This is a genomic window from Lactiplantibacillus brownii (assembly GCF_031085375.1).
GTDB classification, from domain to species: domain Bacteria; phylum Bacillota; class Bacilli; order Lactobacillales; family Lactobacillaceae; genus Lactiplantibacillus; species Lactiplantibacillus brownii.
Window position 1 is genome coordinate 1 of sequence record NZ_JAVCWF010000004.1, and the last position, 17,517, is coordinate 17,517.

The window sequence follows — 17,517 nt, forward strand, 5'->3', positions numbered from 1 at the left end:
TAAATTATTAAAAAGACAGGTTAAGAGCAATAATTTTCTTGAGTCATTGCCTTTAACCTGTCTTTTTTATATTTATCGTATTATCTATCAAAAAAGGGAAGCCGCTTTATTTATTAGTAAACTCACTTTCACCTAGCGCATGTTGAGCAGCCAAATTCAATAAACTCCATTGCCGATCAAACCCAGGTTGGAAAAAGAAATCTGCTTCAGCTAGGTCCTCTAAGGTTAGCCGGTATTGAATGGCTAAAGCCAACACATTCCCCTGCGCTGTGATGTCATGCTTTGATAGCACTGCTCCACCGACTAGGCGATGATCAAAAGGTTGGAAGAAAAGCTTTGTATAAGCTTTTGTATTTCCCTTGTCTTTTGGTATAAAAGCCGGCCGCAGATTATCTTCATAATAGGAACTGTTAACGTTGATGCCCGCACGATGCGCAGTGAAACTATTTAATCCACTTTGAGCAAAGTTGTAACTGAAAACACTCAAAGCAGAGGAGCCAACGACACCAGAAAAGGGCGTAGTGGGTATTTTTTCAAACAAATGCTTAACGATATACCGCGCCTCACGACGGGCCACTGTTGCTAAGGCGATTGGCATTTTCTTATCGGCAGCCACCGAGTAGGCCAAGGTCGCATCGCCGAGCGCGTAAACATTCGACAAATTTGTTCGCAAATAGGGGTCATTTTTGATCCAGCCACGTTCATCAAGATCAACAGTTCCTCTTAGCCAGTTGGTATTGGCTTTAACCCCGGTAGCTTGAATAACCAAGTCGCTTGGAAAATTGTCCTGCTTACTCTTGACCCACTCCACTTGTCCGTTGCGACCACAGAATTCCGAAATTTCGATATTTGTGTGAACTTTAACTCCTCTTGTCGCCAGTTCATTACTTAAAATATCAGTTAATTCGGCATCTAGATAGGTACCCAAAGGACGGCTGATAACGTCTAATAAAGTAACCTGTTTGCCTGCCTTGGCGGCAGCTTCAGCGGCCTCGATACCAATGTATCCGGCTCCGACAATTGTTACATTTTTAATGTTATCATCAGCTAGCTTAGCCTTGATTTTCGTCGCCCAATCATAGCCCCGCATCAGGAACACATTCTCTAGATCCGCACCGGGAACGGCCAATGCATTGGGGGTCACCCCCGAACTGAGAATCAGCTTATCATAGCTAACTTCGGTGTCCTGATTACTTTTAAGATTTTTTACTGAGACAGTTTGTCGACTCTGATTAATTTTAGTTACCAAATGATTATCTAGAATGTGCACGTTTGCTTGTGGAAAGCTGGCTGGACGAAAATTACGGACGTCATGGACAGACGTAACGTCATTTTCCAGGTAAAGTTCCATTCCGCAAGACATAAAGGAAATAAAATCGCCAGATTCAAACAAGGTAATGTCAATATCGTCATATCTATTAAGTAGTTCAATAATTGCTTGGTGACCACCATGTGAAGCACCAACAATCACAACTTTTCTAGTCACATTAATACCTCCAATCAGTAAATAATCAGTTTAGAATACTCAGAAAACTACACCCCAAAACGATTAATCTAGAAGCCACCTTGTCCAACTTCGTTTTGTGCATCAGTTAGTCCATACTTAGCCAAATATGTTGCGAGGGGGTGTAAGTCTTCTGCAGCGTAGCGTTGTTTGAACGCTTGAACTTCATTTATTGGATAAACCGACGAATCCAACCGCAACTTTTCAGCGGGTAATGGTCGCTCCCCGGTAATGACAGCATCAATTAAAACCGGTTCTGTTTTGGCAAGATCTCTTGCCTGATTGAAGGTGTCAGTTAGTTGATCGATTCTATCAATTCGAAATGCTTTCATGTGCACGCCAGATGCGATTTTACTAAAATCAATGTCATTAAACTCTACCCCGATAAAGTCATTTTTATTTGTATCTTCCTGCTCATCTTTAATGAATCCATATTGATGGTTGGTAAAGACAACGTTAATAATTGGCAAACGGTACTGAACCTGGGTTGCTAGGTCTTGCATCGTCATGGCTGCTCCTCCATCACCCGCTAGATTAAAAACCTGCCTTGAAGGATAATTCAGCTTCGCTGCAATTGCGCCAGGAATTCCTACGCCCATTGTTGCAAACAAGTTTGACGTAATATGTTGGTTTTTCGGAGTCAGCTTCAGATGACGATTAGCGTTTAGATTGATGTCACCAACGTCAATCGAAAAAACTGCATCGGGGTCAGCGACCTGGTTGACTGCCTTTAATACTTGGTATGCTTGCAAGGGTCCATCTGTTTTGTTCTCTAAACTAGCCAGATATTGCCGCCAATTTTTATTGTTGGCTAGGTTTGCTTGCCACCAAGAAGTTGCATCACGTTCATTAATCTGTTGTAAAATAGCTGCTAATGCTAATTTGGCATCAGCGAGGACAGCGACGTTTGTTTTGTGCCGTTTACCCAATTTTGCCGGATCAATATCGATTTGGAGGAATTTAGATGTATTCTTAAAAGCTTTAGAGACCTCAGCAAAAGGATAATTATTGCCGATAAATAAGACTGTATCAGCTTGTGCTAGCGCCTCATTGGCTGGTTTTTGCGCCACTCTGTTGGCTGATCCCAGGTAAGCCACGTAATCGTCGGGGACAATGCCCTTGGCCGGATAGGTGCTGATTAATGGAATCTTTAGTTGTTGACTTAATGCTTGTAGTTCTTTTCCAGCACCCCGCGTGCCAATTCCGTAATAGATTAGTGGTCGTTTGGCCGTTTGAAGTATGTCAACCACTTGTTTTATTTTTTCAGGGTTGGGCTGAGGCAGAAGGGGTTTTTGGTAACTATTGGCTGAGGAGTACCAATCTTCAGCCTTAATTAGTTGCCAAGGTAAATCAACAGGTATTTGAACGACTGCAACGCCTTGGTGCGCATACGCCCGGCGAATTGCCTCGTCAATTACATGGGGAAGTGTGTTGGCATTTACCGCAGTAACATTATAAATGGCGACGTCGGCATAAATGGGATTCTCGTTCATTTCCTGAAAAGTATCCATATTCATACCGGAGGTTCCAAATTGACCAATCAATGCTAATACTGGAACATGGTCTTCTCGGGCATCGTACAAACCATTTAATAAATGAGTTCCGCCAGGGCCTGCTGACCCAAAGCAAACGCCGATTTTTCCTGTAAGTTTGGCATCGGCTGCAGCTGCCATCGCGCCGACTTCCTCATGACGAACTTGGATGTACTGCAGCTGGCTTTTTTCGGCCTCAAGAGCATCCATAACCGAATTAATAGAGCCACCAGGAATCCCATATAAGTGATCAACTTGCCATGCTTCTAGCACTTTGAGAAGTGCAGTGCCGGCAGAAATTGTAGTTGCTTTGGTGTGTTTGGTAATCATAAAAATGCCTCCTACTAGAATGTGGTGCACAATTTAATTTTTAACAATGTAGTTAAAGTCTATTCTCTTTCGACACTAAAATCAAGCGCTTACATTTTTGAAATTTAAATCGTGGCTGGGACAAAAGTCCTAATCTAAAATAAAAGAACCAGGAATTCGAATTTGAATTCCTGGTTCTTTCATTTTATGTAGGCACGGTGTGCCCAAATCTGTTAATCTTAAATCACCACAAAATAAGAAAGTTGGTGCCCACCGTGTATAAACATTATAACAATAACCAAACCATATTAACATTTCCAATTGAATTTAAAATTAATCCCAATCATATTGTCGTTTCAATTAGTGATTTTGTAGATAGTATTCCCACTGAAATTCTGTATCCGGATGCTGACAAGTTTGGGCGACCAAAATATTCGCCAGCGATGATGATGAAACTCCTATTATTTGCTTATATGCGTCATACGTTTTCTGGCCGTGCTATCCAAGAAATGGCAGAGGAAAACCTACCAATGAAGTGGTTAATTGGTAATCCGGACGAAGTCCCAAGTTATCGGAGCATTAATCGCTTTCGAATTTCACAAGTAGCAAAAGGGATTATCAAAAAAATGTTTCTTCAATTTCATGAACAATTAAGTGGATATGGTTTAGTGGATGACGAATCGTTATTTATTGATGGCACAAAGATTGTCGCAGATGCCAATAAATACTCCTTTGTTTGGCGAAAAAGCGTCGAACGAAATGATGCCAAGTTAGAGGAAAAAGCTAGCGCCTTATTTGATGACATGATTCAAGAAAAGGTTAATCTAGCAACTGATGCCGAAGGCACTTTGGCGAAGTTAGATCATGCAGAACGTGAATTAGAACATGATATTGATGACCTCGATCAGAAAATTAGTGCAGAAAAAGTCATTAAAGGTGGCTCGCCATCAAAGCAACGACGAAGAAAACTAAAACATTTTAAGCATATTATTACTTCGGATTTAAAGCCTCGGAAGCAAAAATATGAAGATTATCTTGAAATTCTGGGAAACCGAAACAGTTTTTCTAAGACTGATCATGATGCAACCTTTATGCGAATGAAGGAAGATCCAATGCAAAATGGTCAATTAAAACCAGGATATAACTTACAGATTGGTACTCAAAATCAATTTGTCCTATTTTATGATTTGAATCAACGGCCAGCTGACCAAAGAACGCTAGTCCCATTTTTGAATCAAGTCCAACAAAGAAAGGCCACGTTCCGTTACGTAGTAGCGGATGCAGGTTATGGTAGTGAACCAAATTATGACTTTGTTTTAAAGGATTTTAAAGCGACGCCACTTATTCCCTATACAATGTATTTAAAAGAACAATCCAAGAAGTATAAAAATGATGCCAATAAGGTTATGAATTGGGCCTATGATTGCGATAATCCCTTTATGGTTGTCAGATGAAATACTATAATTCATCTGACTAATCATAGGGGGATTTTTGTATGCCTAGAGCTAGACACACGCTTCAGGAAAAGTTGGCGCTGTTAGCTAAATTCAAGCAATCAGGTTTATCAATTGGGACTTTTACCAGACAACATGGTATCCATCGAGAAACGCTCATGCGTTGGCAGTCGCGCCTTGAACGTGATGGGTTGGCAGGGCTCACGGAAGCGCACACAAATAATCATTATTCCAACGAATTGAAACTTAAAGCTGTTCAGGCTTTTTTGGCCGGTGAAGGGTCACTGCTGGATTTAGCCACAAAATTTGGTTTACGTTCATCAACACAACTCGACAACTGGGTTTCCAGGTATAATAGGGATAAAACCTTGACGGCCAGACCGTCTAGAAAGCGGGTCCCTACCATGAGTCGGCAAACAACTTTTGAAGAACGCATCAGGATCGTTGAATATGTGACTAAAGCTAAACACTCGTATACCGAAGCCGCGGATCACTTTCAAGTCTCCTACCAACAGGTCCGTACTTGGGTGATCAAGACTAAAAGTGGCGGCTATGAAGCGCTCGTAGATAACCGTGGGCATCGAAAAGCCAATCATGAATTAACCGAACTAGATAAGGCTAATCTCCAGATCCGAGAACTAAAAGCACAACTGGCAGATAAGGAACTCTACGAGGCCTTCATAAAAAAATTTCAGGAACTTCAGCGCAGGGGGTGAACAAACCACATCGGCTGGCTTACCACGCTATCAAGGTAGTCAGCCAAGGTAATCATGGTGCCGTAACGAAACTTTTAACCGTTATCGGCGTCAGCCGACAAGCTTATCATAAAGGGCTTAGACGACAGGAAACAACATGGGAAAAGCACAATAAACAACTCAAAACACGCACCCAATATTGGTTTGATTTTCACCACCAAGGTATCGGTGCTGGAAATCTTCTGACTAACTTACAAGCGGATAAACTAATTGATTTTCCGGTAACTTTGAAGCAAGTTCGCCGGGTCATGCGTGAACTTGATATTCGCTGTCAAGTACGGCCAAAGAAGCATAAACGGGCCAAACAAGCTGAACAATATTTACTCGACAATGTTTTAAAGCAAAACTTTCAAGTGACAGCGCCCAATAAAGTTTGGTTATCTGATTCAACTGAACTAACTTATGGGCTTAGTGGTGAGTACAAAGTCCGCTTAAGTGGTGTCTTGGATTTATATGGTCGCCGACTCTTGGCATACAATCTCAGCGCCACAGAAACGAGTGCCGCTGAGATCCAGGTTTTTCAGCGTGCCTTTACTGCAGTTGGTAAGGTCCCATCACTTATTCACACCGATCGTGGTTCGGCGTATACCTCAAGAGCGTTCAATCATTTCATCAATCAATTTGAGATCACCCGCAGTATGTCGCGTCCAGGAACACCATATGATAACGCCCCGATGGAGCGCTGGTGGAATGAATTTAAACTTCGCTGGATGGCGCGTCATCCGCGAGCAAAGACCTATCAAGAGTTAATAACGCTCGTTGAATCAGGAATCGAATATTTTAATCATGACAATCGCTCAGCACAAAGAAATGGCCTCACCCCGGATGAATACTGGAATGAAGCCATCTAAGTGACCAAAAACTTTATATTATTTCATTTGTCAACTTGACAGGGCCTAGTGCAGTTTTGAACATCTTCATAAGGTAAATAAAATTCAATTGTAGATTTATTTAATTTTACAATCTACCATATAACGTCTCCATCTTTTCAAAACGACTTAATTCTACGGGCTATAAATAACTTAATTTGCCAGTCTATAACGTTTCAGATTAAGCTACCACTATGTTATAATGACCATATCGAAAGGAGATCAATCTAATGAAATATACGAAAACCAAAGCAGTATTAAATCAACTCGTTGCCGATTTGAGCCAGATGTCAATGATTATCCATCAGACGCATTGGTACATGCGTGGACCCAACTTTTTGAAGTTGCACCCCTTGATGGATGAGTTCATGGAAGAAATTGACAGCCAACTCGATGTCATTTCTGAACGGCTGATTGCGCTTGATGGCAGTCCTTACTCGACCTTAAAAGAAATGGCCGAAAACACTAAGATTCAAGACTGGCCTGGTGAATGGGACAAAACAACCCCAGAACGCCTCGCACACTTAGTTGATGGCTATCGTTACTTGGAAGACCTTTACCAACACGGCATTGAAGTATCCGATGTTGAAAAAGACTTCAGTACCCAAGATATTTTCATTGGTCTCAAAACCGCAATTGAGAAGAAAATCTGGATGATTCAGGCAGAGCTTGGGTCGGCGCCGGAAATTGATGAATAAAATAATATTAAAAAATCGGTAGGCTTAAACATTGCTAACGCTTATATCAGTGCTGCTATTTAATTAAAATGCGACATCCCAACAACGGGGTGGCGCATTTTTGTTTGCAATGCGGTGACAAATAGGCCGGAAACAAAATAAGTGAGTGATAACTCATTTTAATGTTGACAAACCGAGATGTACTGATTATACTAAGGCCATTAAGTGAGTGAGTATACACTCGCTTTGAGAAAGAGGGTTATTAAAATGGCAACGGATTATGTCATCGCCAAGCAGGTCAGCAAGCACTTTGGTCATCAGCAAGTGCTCAATCAGATTGATTTGACACTGCCGGCTGGAATGATTTATGGCTTGATTGGGCCATCAGGAGCTGGGAAGACCACCTTGATCAAGAGTATTTTAGGGATGGAAGCTGTGGATAGTGGCACTGTTAAAGTCATGGATACGGTGATGCCCAATAGGGCGGTAATGGCACAAGTAGGGTATATGGCCCAAAGTGACGCTTTGTATGAGACACTAACGGCCCGTGAAAACCTGACCTTGTTTGGGCAATTGATGAGCGTTCCAAAAATAAAGTTAGCACAGATGATTGATTATGCAGCCGGATTAGTTGATTTAACGTCCCAATTAGACAAGCGGGTCAGTGGCTATTCGGGTGGGATGAAACGGCGCTTGTCGTTGGCAATTGCCCTGATTCAGGATCCCCAATTATTGATTTTAGATGAACCGACCGTTGGGATTGATCCAGAATTACGGCAACAAATTTGGACCGAACTAAATAAGATCAAGGATACCGGTAAGTCGATGCTCGTGACAACGCATGTCATGGACGAAGCAGAACGGTGTGATTATCTCATGTTGATTCGGCACGGGATTGCGCTTGCTGAGGGGACACCCGCGGCACTGAAACAACAGTATGCAGTAGATACGATCGAACAGGTCTTTTTGAAAGCGGGGCGGATGCAAGATGCGAACGATGGCAATCGTTAGACGAGTTTTTAAGCAAATGTTACGTGATAAGCGTACCTTGGCGCTGATGTTTTTGGCACCATTGCTGATTATGACGCTGATGTATTTCTTATTTCAAAACAACACGACGCAAGTAGCAAGCTTGGGTGTTCATCATGTAGACCAATCCGTGGTTAACGTGATCGATACCAAAAACGTGACGATTCATCATTATGATAGTTCACAGGCACGGAAAATGATTAAGCAGCATGATCTAGATGGCTATTTGACTCAGAAAAATGGTCAATTGACGATTACTTATTCAAATAGCAATCCAACCAACACGTCTTTAATTAAGGCGAGTTTACAATCAGGATTAGTCAAGTTGAAAATGAAGACGCTGGTGACCGTTACTAAGAAACAGCGCGCGGCCCTTGAATCGCAACAAGCCGCTTTGAAGAAGCTGACAGCAGCCCAGACACAAGCAACGGTGACCAAGCTGAAGACTGCCATTGCACAAGCCCAGGCCCGCGGTGACCAGGCAACTGCTGAGAAATTACAAAAGCAACTCAAGCAGGCCACAGCCACGACGTCTAGTTCGACTCAGTCAGCTAAAGCAACCAGTTATACGACTAAGTCTCATTATATTTATAGTAGTAGTGATTCAACGTTCTTTGAAAACTTTTTTCCAGCCTTTCTCGGTTTCTTTGTCTTCTTCTTTGTGTTCTTGATTTCTGGCGTTTCACTTTTGAATGAACGCACTACTGGAACCCTAAGCCGGCTACTTGCAACCCCAATTCGACGGAGTGAAATTATTATGGGCTATCTAATTGGTTATGGGGGCTTTGCCATCATTCAGACTGTCCTGACCGTTGTTTTTACAATTACGGTCTTCAAGATTCACTTAGTTGGTAGTATTTGGCTGGTCTTTCTGACTAACTTATTATTAGCGTTAGTGGCTTTGACCTTGGGTATCTTTATTTCCACCTTTGCTAACTCAGAATTTCAAATGATTCAGTTTATTCCACTGATTGTTGTACCACAAATCTTTTTTGCTGGGTTGGTTCCAGTCGATGGCATGGCCAGTTGGTTGCAAGCAATTGCCCACATCATGCCGTTATACTATGGTGCTAATGCGATGACGGCTGTTGTGACAAAGGGTGCTGGGCTTGGCGATATTGGTGTCAATTTGTTAATATTAGTAGGGTTTATGGTCGTACTAACAATGTTGAATATTGTTGGAATGAAACGTTATCGGAAGGTGTGAGGATATGGAACGACCACGGATACGGGATTATTTTCAACAGGATCTAGGTCAGAATGAAACGATTACACCTAAGCAACGGGCCATCCTCCAGGCAAGTCTCGATTTGTTTGCTGAAAAGGGTTTTGACCAGACCAGTACTAGTGATATTGCACAACGGGCCGGCGTTGCGGAGGGGACGGTCTATCGGCGGTATAAGACTAAGGCTGCCTTACGGGATGCCATCTTAGCACCAATTACCGCGCACATTGTGCCAATCTTAGCGAGTGATTTTTCAGAGGATAAATTACGGCAGCGTTATCCCAGTCTACAGGCATTCGTCACAGCAATTTTTACGGACCGAGTTGCATTTGCTAAAGCTAACGTGAAAGAGTTAAAGGTCATTTTTGAAGTGGCAGCTTTTGACACCGAACGACGCGAACAGATTCTTAGCCAGATTGCGCCTAAGATGGTCAAGCAGATGGGAAGTGTCATCAATCAACTAAAAGCAGATCATTTGATTGTGGATTGGCCGAATGATTTGATACTGCAAAGTTTGTTATCGCAGCTATTCGGTTACCTAGCGCGGTTAATACTGGAATTGCCGGGAACTGAAATTGAGCGCGAACAAGCGTATTTGATTACGGTGATGACCAAAATATTGACCCCGGGTGAACATGATCAAATTACTGGTCAGTGAGCTAACTGTTACTTGATATAAACTAAAGCCACTTCTGTACTTAGCGGTCATTTGAACGCTAAGTACAGAAGTGGCTTTGGTCGTTGCTACGCGTGTTCGTTTGTTAATCTGCTAGTATCGTCATTTTATTCAACAAACTAGTTTGCAACTGGCTGAGTGTGGTCGTCATGTAGACCGGGTAAAGATCTGGGTTGACGAGCCGCTGAGTTGTTCGTGGGAGCTCGGCAAGTTTAGCCTGGGTCGTTGCCTGAATGGTTGTAACCGGAATTGACGTGGTGTTGGACAAATCTACCGGCGCGAGTAAAGGCCGGGCTTCAAAATGGGTGAGTCGCTGTTGGCGGTCGACACTGAGTGGGTCACTGGTGACGACGGTTAGGCTGGTCGCATCGACGATCGTCTCGGTAGCTAGTGCAATCAAATCAGCAAAGGCCCGCTTAGGGCTCTGGTGCAAATAGTCTGAGAGTGTGCCTTTTACCTAGTTGTTGATAGGGTGTTGTAGGTTATGCTGGCACCATCGCTTTTAATTCGTCCACGGCTGAAAACCCGATGAGGCTTAGCTCTCGTCGGGTTTTCTTGCGTAATGCATGGATGACTTCAATGCCGCTGAGTGTTGCACTAGCGGTTCGGATGCTTTGGAAACTTGCTGACCGCACCCGGTGTCGTTTAATGAATCGATGATCTTGTTTGGATGTAAGCTGATTCCTGAGACAGCTTCTAAGAACGTTTGAATCTTTGATGGGTAAGACAACTTGTTGCATAAGCTGTTAGTTCCTTTACTTTAAAATTAATTTAGTTGCAGAAAACCTAAAAATCGAATATTATAATGTAGTACGATGGTAAACTTAAAGGAGGCGGATTAGAATGAGTAATACTATTATTAAAAACAAGACAATTTCAACTCGTGTAACACCTGACATTAGTGAACGGGCTAAAGCTAATCTAGCAAAACAAGGGCTAACCGTTTCTGAGTATATACGCTTATCGTTAGTTAAAGCGGCCAATAATGAAGTTCGATTAGTCAGCTTTTTAGATTCTCCGGAAGCCTTAGCCGCTAAAAAAGAAGCAGAAACAGGGCAGGTCAAAAACATTGGTTCATTGACTGACTTTGAAGATTGGATCGATAAGTTAGATGCAAATTAAACAGACCAAATCTTTTGAACGTGAATTAAAAAAACTAGTCAAAAAACATTTCCCAATAACTGTCTTGAAGCCTTGTTTAGAAGCAATTGTTGAACAAGATGTACTTGTTTTGAAACAGATTAAAGATCATGCATTAAAAGGAAATTGGCGTGGCTATCGTGAATTTCACCCTGCCAGATATGGGAGCTATGGTAAAAATTATGACAACTGGATTGTTATTTATCAGCTAGATCATGATGAATTGATTTTGTTATTGGTTGCAACTGGCTCCCATGAAATCTTGAATCAATAGCTATAGTTTAGGGGCACTTATAAAAAAATAAATTAAAATAGCCCCCAATATCTATAATGTAGATATTGGGGGCTATTTTAACAACGTTTTTGAGGGGTTATTTGTGCCTTTTAATCGCCCCTATAAAACAGCCCCCGTTATCTAGTGGATAGATAATAGGGGCTGTTTTTTTGTTTAATGGTATTATAGGTACTATATTAGTATGAATATATTGGAGAAATAACATGTATAAAAACATCAAATAAATCGTCAGCGGATTGGGCGCTTTTATAATTGCCCAATGGCTCTATCATACTCTGTCACAATATCCAAACATCAATATTTGGCTGGCTAGACTGCTTCCTATTCTTATCATTTTTATTGTGTTCTTTTCTCTGCAATGGATAATCAACACATTTGAAAAGTAACCTTATAAATTTTAGTTATTATATTGGGCTGAAACCCTTGCTACAAGCGGACTAGCAAAAATGCAAGCTCGACAAAAACATAACTAAATAATCTATTGCTCTTATGATGATATTTTACCAAACGAGAAAAACTAGTCCGGAATATCAGCATAAGAGCAAGTGTGTTAATCAGTCCGTATTAGATAGTTTTCCGTCGACAATTTTGTAGACATTATCAGAAAACTCTCGCAGACGATCATCGTGCGTGACGATGACGACTGCTTTTTCCTCGTCATGCGCAATATTAGCAAAAAGTTGGCCAACTTCTTTGACACGTGCCGTATCTAATGCTGCCGTAGGTTCATCGGCTAGGATGATCGCCGGGTCTGTATACAACGCACGGGCAATTGCAACGCGCTGTTGTTGACCGCCAGACAATTCGCCAGGGTATTTGTTTAATAATTTTTGAATGCCTAGCGTTTCAATAATTTTGTCAAATCCATCTTGACTGAGGTTATTGTTAGGCTTCACCTGGTCAACAAGTTTGAATTGGTCTGCTACGGTTAAATATGGCACGAGATTGTACGCCTGTAAGACGAAACCGATTTGTTCAAGTCGTGTTTTTTCGGCTTCTTTGGTACTCAAATCACTGATGTCGTGACCATTCAAACGAACTGAGCCGTCTGTTGGTGTCTGTAACCCGCCTAAAATGGTTAGCAAGGTACTTTTACCAGATCCTGAAGGACCAATGATAAGCGACACCTCACCAGCTTTAAACGCTAAACTGACGTCTTCTAGTGCCGTAACTAAATTAGTTTTCTGACCAAATTGTTTCGTCACGTGTTCAAGGGCTAGTTTTTCTTCACGCATCTTTTTAACCTCCAATTACTGATACCGGATCAATCTTACTAATCACACGAATCGGAATGATTGCACCCAGTAACCCGGTTACCATCAATCCGGCCGCAATGAGTCCCATCAATCCCCAATCAAATGCCATTGGTACGCTATCTGGAATCCCAAATTCAGTTAATGCCGATAGTACAGCACCAACGACGATACCAGTTGCCATAATAAAGAACGTCTCAAATAACGTATTTTGGGCCAAGAAACGATTTGGAATGCCTTGTGCACGCAAAACTGCCAAGTTAGGCAATTTTTGAACCGTTAGAATGTAGAGGAAGATGGTAATCACAATCAATGAAATGACAATCAGGAAGCCAATCATGAGACCAAACGTCGCTTTTTGCGGTGTATAACCTGGCAATTTATTGATAAAGGCTTGGTATGAATAAGTCTTTAATGCTTTATCATCGACCGATTGTGACGTTTTTGAAGTAACTACGCTACCTTGGAATTGATCTGACACGCCCTTAATGACACGCCATTGCGCTAACGCGCCATAAATAACAGGTGCGGTGTTATACGTGGCATTTTTCGCATAACCCACGATTTTATATTTCGTATCAGATAACCCAATCGAAATTTTATCCCCCATACCGTAAATATCCTTATCAACTGAGTCAGCGAGGACGACTTCGTTAGCTGCCTTTGGCAAGTGCCCCTTGGTTAATTGTAGGTTTTTAGCGATGTACTCGTCGTTATTCATCCCAACGAATTGTGCGGATTCACGTTTTCCGCCAATTTTCATATTAACTGGTGTAATGCCAAGTGTTGCGGTTTTGTCGTCGCTTAACTGATCCACCTGTTTCGTTGTCAGTAATGACTGTCCGGCATTGCCATTAGCGTCTTTGGTCATTACAAAGGACTTAGACTGCCAGCTGTCCACCGCAGCGGTGTTAGCTGTTGCCAGCCCGAGCGCCAGGGCACTTAAAATGAAAATCAAATAACTGATTAAGACGACGACTGTTAGAATCAAGCCGTACCGTAGTTTTTCTTTTTTAATCTCTCTAATTGCTAAAAACATTTGTTCCTCCTGTATTTGTTGCAGTTCAGCAAACTTACTATACACAAGTATACATGCTCTTATGATGAGATTCCGGACTAGTTTTGCTAGTTTGGTAAAATATCATCATAGGAGCATTTTTATTTATGGTTACACGTTATGAAGAGGACTTAAAAAAGTCCATTGTGGAGATGGTTAAAGCGGGACGACGATCCGATGAATTATCCAAGGAATACGGTCCTTCAGCCGATTCAATTCGGAATTGGGTTAAAGGCGCTAAATCAGTTGAGCTAGAAGACGGTACTGAAGTAACGTCCAAAGAATTCAAACAACTTCAAAGGGAAAATCAGCGATTAAAGGAGGAACTTGAAATTTTAAAAGCTGCGGCGGTGTTACTGGGAAAGCATTAGGACGAATTAATTGCCTTGTCTTCATAGAAGATCAGTTATTGCGACACCGCTTATCAATTATTCTTTCGGCACTGAAATTACCGCGCAGCACCTATTACCATTGGAAAAGATATCAACCTAGTCAACACGAACGTGTTGATAATCAGCTCAAAGAAAAAATTGAATTGATTTGGGAAAATAATTATCGTGCCTATGGTTATCCACGAATAACGATGGTGCTTCGCAAGTCAGGCATCTGTGTTGGGTCAAAACGAATTTTACGATTAATGAGGGAAATGGAGATTCACTCTTTAATGAATCGGCGATTTAAAAAACCTGGCACTCATGTGGATCATTCACAACGCCCCAATTTAATCAAGCACCAGCCCAATGCAAGGATATGGCGTGCTGACATTACTTATTTGGAATTACGTCCAGGAACCTGGGTTTATCTCAGTTCTATTTACGAACCAAAGGTTCATCAAGTTCTTGCTTTCAAGATTGGTCGTCAGATGGAGGCGACGTTAGTTGTAGAAACGATTAATCAGGCGCTTGAATGTCATCAAAAGCCACAATATTTTCACTCTGACATGGGTTCACAGTACACCAGCAACGAAGTTGAAACTTTACTTGAACGGCATCAGATTAGCCACTCATACTCAAAACAAGGTTATCCTTATGATAATGGGCCAATTGAAGCTTTTCACTCATTGTTGAAGAGAGAGTTTGCCTTTCAAACAACTTTTTCCAATTTTGAGGACTTGGTAATCCGAACCTCAAATTACATCAGTTGGTTTAATTCCGACAGAATTAGAACGAGTGTTTAGAAAAAGATGTGCCATTTATTGACATAGGAGCAATATTCATACCGGCGCCAATCATTGCACCCAACATATCACGCCGAGAAATAGATGCTTGGGCAAAGATTGCTTGCAAGCGTTTAGACAATTTATCACTAGGACTAGCGTTAGCTAGCATTTCATCAATTGCTTGGTAAAAGGTAGATGATGCAGTATATGTTGCTATATTCACTAGTGACAAAACTAGAGTTGACCAAATCCTTCAATTGATTGGCAACGACAATGTTGAATGTACTGATTATCTTGAAGATAACTTTTTTGCTTGGATGTTTTGGAAATATGATCGAAACAACAGGCAAATTAATTCTGATATTGGATTGCCAGCAATGAATGCGTTCTCGGGAACAATTCAACGAGATGATTTGCAAGATATGATAATTGGTCGCTCACCTAATATTACTGATTTATCAGTCTTAAAGATGCATATCGCCCGACAGTTTCCATTGAGAAGTGTCGGAATGGAGTTAACTGAGCGTGGTAACAAGGTATATTTTAAAGTTGATGTTCATAATCAAATTGTTGTTGATACGAGAAAATCTAAAATGGTTAGCGATGGGATAACTGATACCGTTTTGGTGGAATTAAAAGAATATCCACTAATAGTGTATATCTATAGTTACATTATTCCACTGCTCAATGGCCTGTATGAAAGTGAAGAGCCAGATTTCACAGAACAATTAAATTCCTATAGTAAAGACTTAGCAAAGGAGATTATTCTTGATTTAATTGGAGCAACGGGTATTGATATACAAGAATTTGATAAATTAGCTATGAAGCTTTAGTTGTACTAATTGCAAATGGGACTACGGAAACTTTTAATAGATTTATCGAAAAGTTCAGCTAATCACTGTTTTTTTTGCATATGGTCAGGAGGTGGCGATATCATGATTAATTCATAGTAAATACGGGTATGAGTTTCCGGAGTGGGCACAGGCGGGTGCTCGGCTCGATAAGATGGTGTAAGGATAATAGACGTCGTGCTAAATAGCGTGGCGTTTTTATTTTGCCCAAAATTTGGAGGTGGCCGGCATGGGCCAGATGGTAAATAGCAGATTTGGCCTTGTCAGTCGCACAGAGACACGTTGCTTGGGTGACTTAGAACATCAGCTTAAAGATGGACGGTGGTAACGTAAAAAGCCGCAGCGACCACATAAGCCGCGTATTACAGTGTGGAGAAAAAACAGGGTAACAAGCGTGAAAAAATAAAAGAAGACCAGATTTTGGTCTTCTTAAAAATGATAATTTATTTATCGTCTTTATCTAACTTTTCCTTTACGTTATCAACCGTATCTTTAACAGCATCTTTGGAATCTGACAGTTTATCTTTAGCCTTACCTAGAATACCTTGACCCTTACCTTCAGCTTCGCGGGCCTTGTCGTTCGTAACCTTGCCTTCAACTTCTTTAGCTTTTCCACTTACCTTATCTTTGGTGCTATCAATTTTGTCATCTAGACTCATAATATAACCTCCCATAATGTATTTGTTACAACAGTATTATTCCACATTTTAATTTGCTTGTCTAATAAGGAGATCCTACAAGAGATAGTGTGAATGACACTTATAAGGTAGATTGCAAATTTAATCCGAATTTTTGGACAAATTTGTCAGCATAACCTGATACGGTGTTTGCCAATCGAGTATTTTAAGCGGTCGCTGGTTAATTTGGAGTAACGTCGTCGTTAAATCTTGAGCACTAATGTGCTCAAAACGAGTCCCCTTAGGATAAAAATAACGTAAATTCCGATTAAAGCGTTCATTACTACCACGTTCAGCTGGCGTATAAGCATGGCAGTAATAGGTCTTAATACCATATTGTGATTCAAGTGATACTAGCCCACTAAACTCAGTGCCACGGTCCACAGTAAAGCTGTGCACCGGACCATTAAAAGTGGTTAGGAACTTAGTTAGTGCTTCATTAACAGTCGCTGTCGTCCGATCTTTTAACCGGTATGCCCAAAGGAACCGTGATTTGCGATCGATTAAAGTTAATAAAACTGCCTTACTATGCCCACGAGGACCAACGACTGTATCTAGTTCAAAATCGCCGATGCGATTACGTTGATTAATCATCATGGGACGCTGTTCAATTGATCGCCCCAAAGATTGATTATATTTGGATCGTTGGTCAACGTTACGCCGTTGGCGTACGCCATGTTCAGGTAGATCATTCAAGGAGAAACCAATTCTCCCCTGATTTAGCCAATTATAAATAGATTTAGTAGCTAGTTTAAATTCGTGAGCAATCATTCCTGGTGACCAGCTTAGACGTAAATGGTTGAGAATTTTTTGCTTTAACTCATCGCTCAGCTTAGTTTTCCGACCACATCGTGATCGCTTGTATTCGGCATCTGTTTGTGCTAATTCAGCCTGATAAGGTTGACATCGAGATAATTCATAAGAAATTGTTGACGGTGATCGGTTCAGCCGAACGCCCATTTGGATATTGGACAGCCCTAGTTCACAAAAGGTTTCGATTTTAATTCGTTCGGAATAGGTTATACTAGACAAAAGATCAGCTCCTAAAAGATGGG

General features: G+C 41.3%; 18 protein-coding genes and 1 pseudogene. 11 read left to right on the forward strand and 8 right to left on the reverse strand.

The features are described 5' to 3' along the window. Window positions 1-106: 106 nt before the first annotated feature. Together RA086_RS14650 and spxB are read right to left on the reverse strand one after the other, a co-directional pair. The gene (locus RA086_RS14650) at window positions 107-1,486 is read right to left on the reverse strand and encodes an FAD-dependent oxidoreductase (protein ID WP_203643179.1); all 1,380 of its coding nucleotides are present in this window, start codon (window positions 1,484-1,486) and stop codon (window positions 107-109) included. 68 nt (window positions 1,487-1,554) lie between these two features. Next, window positions 1,555-3,366, reverse strand: a complete 1,812-nt coding sequence (gene spxB / locus RA086_RS14655; RefSeq protein WP_128484815.1) for a pyruvate oxidase — start codon at window positions 3,364-3,366, stop codon at window positions 1,555-1,557. Window positions 3,367-3,620: 254 nt separating this feature from the next. Here spxB and RA086_RS14660 point away from each other — a divergent pair, with 254 nt between their 5' ends. The 7 genes from RA086_RS14660 (at window position 3,621) to RA086_RS14690 (ending at window position 10,012) form a co-directional block, all read left to right on the forward strand. Continuing rightward, window positions 3,621-4,799: a transposase gene (locus RA086_RS14660; protein ID WP_125547623.1), complete on the forward strand. Its 1,179-nt coding sequence runs from the start codon at window positions 3,621-3,623 to the stop codon at window positions 4,797-4,799. Between the two features lie 41 nt (window positions 4,800-4,840). Continuing rightward, complete coding sequence (locus tag RA086_RS14665) at window positions 4,841-5,515, forward strand: helix-turn-helix domain-containing protein (protein ID WP_125547621.1); 675 nt, start codon at window positions 4,841-4,843, stop codon at window positions 5,513-5,515. Next, window positions 5,512-6,405 carry an IS3 family transposase gene (locus tag RA086_RS14670; RefSeq protein WP_112234114.1) on the forward strand — a complete coding sequence of 298 codons (894 nt, stop codon included), beginning with the start codon at window positions 5,512-5,514 and terminating at the stop codon, window positions 6,403-6,405. Before RA086_RS14665 ends, RA086_RS14670 begins: the two co-directional genes overlap by 4 nt. Before the next feature lie 248 nt (window positions 6,406-6,653). Continuing rightward, the gene (locus RA086_RS14675; protein ID WP_003587210.1) at window positions 6,654-7,121 is read left to right on the forward strand and encodes a Dps family protein; all 468 of its coding nucleotides are present in this window, start codon (window positions 6,654-6,656) and stop codon (window positions 7,119-7,121) included. 246 nt (window positions 7,122-7,367) lie between these two features. Further along, window positions 7,368-8,111 (forward strand): ABC transporter ATP-binding protein, encoded by a 744-nt coding sequence (locus RA086_RS14680; protein WP_003587212.1) that lies wholly within the window; start codon window positions 7,368-7,370, stop codon window positions 8,109-8,111. Next, window positions 8,089-9,336: an ABC transporter permease gene (locus RA086_RS14685; protein WP_010620835.1), complete on the forward strand. Its 1,248-nt coding sequence runs from the start codon at window positions 8,089-8,091 to the stop codon at window positions 9,334-9,336. The genes RA086_RS14680 and RA086_RS14685 overlap by 23 nt, the downstream gene beginning before the upstream one ends. A gap of 4 nt (window positions 9,337-9,340) precedes the next feature. Continuing rightward, window positions 9,341-10,012, forward strand: coding sequence for a TetR/AcrR family transcriptional regulator (locus RA086_RS14690; RefSeq protein WP_125547619.1), 672 nt, complete (start codon window positions 9,341-9,343; stop codon window positions 10,010-10,012). Window positions 10,013-10,115: 103 nt separating this feature from the next. Here RA086_RS14690 and RA086_RS14695 read toward each other — a convergent pair whose 3' ends face one another. Both RA086_RS14695 and RA086_RS14700 read right to left on the reverse strand, forming a co-directional pair. Continuing rightward, window positions 10,116-10,463 (reverse strand): hypothetical protein, encoded by a 348-nt coding sequence (locus RA086_RS14695; RefSeq protein ID WP_057707481.1) that lies wholly within the window; start codon window positions 10,461-10,463, stop codon window positions 10,116-10,118. Window positions 10,464-10,512: 49 nt separating this feature from the next. Next, window positions 10,513-10,716: pseudogene (locus RA086_RS14700) on the reverse strand (IS6 family transposase); the annotation flags it as partial. Between the two features lie 157 nt (window positions 10,717-10,873). Here RA086_RS14700 and RA086_RS14705 point away from each other — a divergent pair. Further along, the gene (locus RA086_RS14705; protein WP_003625288.1) at window positions 10,874-11,152 is read left to right on the forward strand and encodes a plasmid mobilization protein; all 279 of its coding nucleotides are present in this window, start codon (window positions 10,874-10,876) and stop codon (window positions 11,150-11,152) included. Next, the gene (locus RA086_RS14710; RefSeq protein ID WP_021357787.1) at window positions 11,142-11,444 is read left to right on the forward strand and encodes a type II toxin-antitoxin system YafQ family toxin; all 303 of its coding nucleotides are present in this window, start codon (window positions 11,142-11,144) and stop codon (window positions 11,442-11,444) included. Before RA086_RS14705 ends, RA086_RS14710 begins: the two co-directional genes overlap by 11 nt. Before the next feature lie 575 nt (window positions 11,445-12,019). Here RA086_RS14710 and RA086_RS14715 read toward each other — a convergent pair. Continuing rightward, a complete protein-coding gene (locus RA086_RS14715) occupies window positions 12,020-12,700 on the reverse strand; it encodes an ABC transporter ATP-binding protein (protein ID WP_046811108.1) in 681 nt (226 codons plus the stop codon). 4 nt (window positions 12,701-12,704) lie between these two features. Further along, entirely contained in the window at window positions 12,705-13,757 is a 1,053-nt protein-coding gene (locus RA086_RS14720) for an ABC transporter permease (RefSeq protein ID WP_046811107.1), read from the reverse strand. Between the two features lie 125 nt (window positions 13,758-13,882). On the opposite strand from RA086_RS14720, the gene RA086_RS14725 reads away from it, so the two are divergent. Together RA086_RS14725 and RA086_RS14730 are read left to right on the forward strand one after the other, a co-directional pair. Beyond that, a protein-coding gene (locus RA086_RS14725; protein WP_112278733.1) for an IS3 family transposase occupies window positions 13,883-14,952 on the forward strand; the annotation gives its coding sequence in 2 pieces (ribosomal slippage) (window positions 13,883-14,111 and window positions 14,111-14,952; 1,071 coding nt in all). Window positions 14,953-15,191: 239 nt separating this feature from the next. Then, window positions 15,192-15,767: a hypothetical protein gene (locus RA086_RS14730; protein WP_035457754.1), complete on the forward strand. Its 576-nt coding sequence runs from the start codon at window positions 15,192-15,194 to the stop codon at window positions 15,765-15,767. Window positions 15,768-16,228: 461 nt separating this feature from the next. Here RA086_RS14730 and RA086_RS14735 read toward each other — a convergent pair whose 3' ends face one another. Next, on the reverse strand, window positions 16,229-16,444 hold the full coding sequence (locus RA086_RS14735) for a CsbD family protein (RefSeq protein ID WP_125702122.1): 216 nt from the start codon (window positions 16,442-16,444) through the stop codon (window positions 16,229-16,231). Window positions 16,445-16,564: 120 nt separating this feature from the next. After that, window positions 16,565-17,494, reverse strand: coding sequence for an IS30-like element ISLpl1 family transposase (locus RA086_RS14740; RefSeq protein WP_003561810.1), 930 nt, complete (start codon window positions 17,492-17,494; stop codon window positions 16,565-16,567). Between the last annotated feature and the right edge of the window lie 23 nt (window positions 17,495-17,517).

Excerpts from the sequence above, each read along its gene's own strand:
- RA086_RS14675 (WP_003587210.1), top strand. The coding sequence starts at position 6,654 with ATGAAATATACGAAAACCAAAGCAGTATTAAATCAACTCGTTGCCGAT.
- RA086_RS14690 (WP_125547619.1), top strand. The coding sequence starts at position 9,341 with ATGGAACGACCACGGATACGGGATTATTTTCAACAGGATCTAGGTCAG.
- spxB (WP_128484815.1), bottom strand. The coding sequence starts at position 3,366 with ATGATTACCAAACACACCAAAGCAACTACAATTTCTGCCGGCACTGCA.
- RA086_RS14715 (WP_046811108.1), bottom strand. The coding sequence starts at position 12,700 with ATGCGTGAAGAAAAACTAGCCCTTGAACACGTGACGAAACAATTTGGT.
- RA086_RS14680 (WP_003587212.1), top strand. The coding sequence starts at position 7,368 with ATGGCAACGGATTATGTCATCGCCAAGCAGGTCAGCAAGCACTTTGGT.
- RA086_RS14720 (WP_046811107.1), bottom strand. The coding sequence starts at position 13,757 with ATGTTTTTAGCAATTAGAGAGATTAAAAAAGAAAAACTACGGTACGGC.
- RA086_RS14710 (WP_021357787.1), top strand. The coding sequence starts at position 11,142 with ATGCAAATTAAACAGACCAAATCTTTTGAACGTGAATTAAAAAAACTA.
- RA086_RS14665 (WP_125547621.1), top strand. The coding sequence starts at position 4,841 with ATGCCTAGAGCTAGACACACGCTTCAGGAAAAGTTGGCGCTGTTAGCT.
- RA086_RS14735 (WP_125702122.1), bottom strand. The coding sequence starts at position 16,444 with ATGAGTCTAGATGACAAAATTGATAGCACCAAAGATAAGGTAAGTGGA.
- RA086_RS14685 (WP_010620835.1), top strand. The coding sequence starts at position 8,089 with ATGCGAACGATGGCAATCGTTAGACGAGTTTTTAAGCAAATGTTACGT.
- RA086_RS14705 (WP_003625288.1), top strand. The coding sequence starts at position 10,874 with ATGAGTAATACTATTATTAAAAACAAGACAATTTCAACTCGTGTAACA.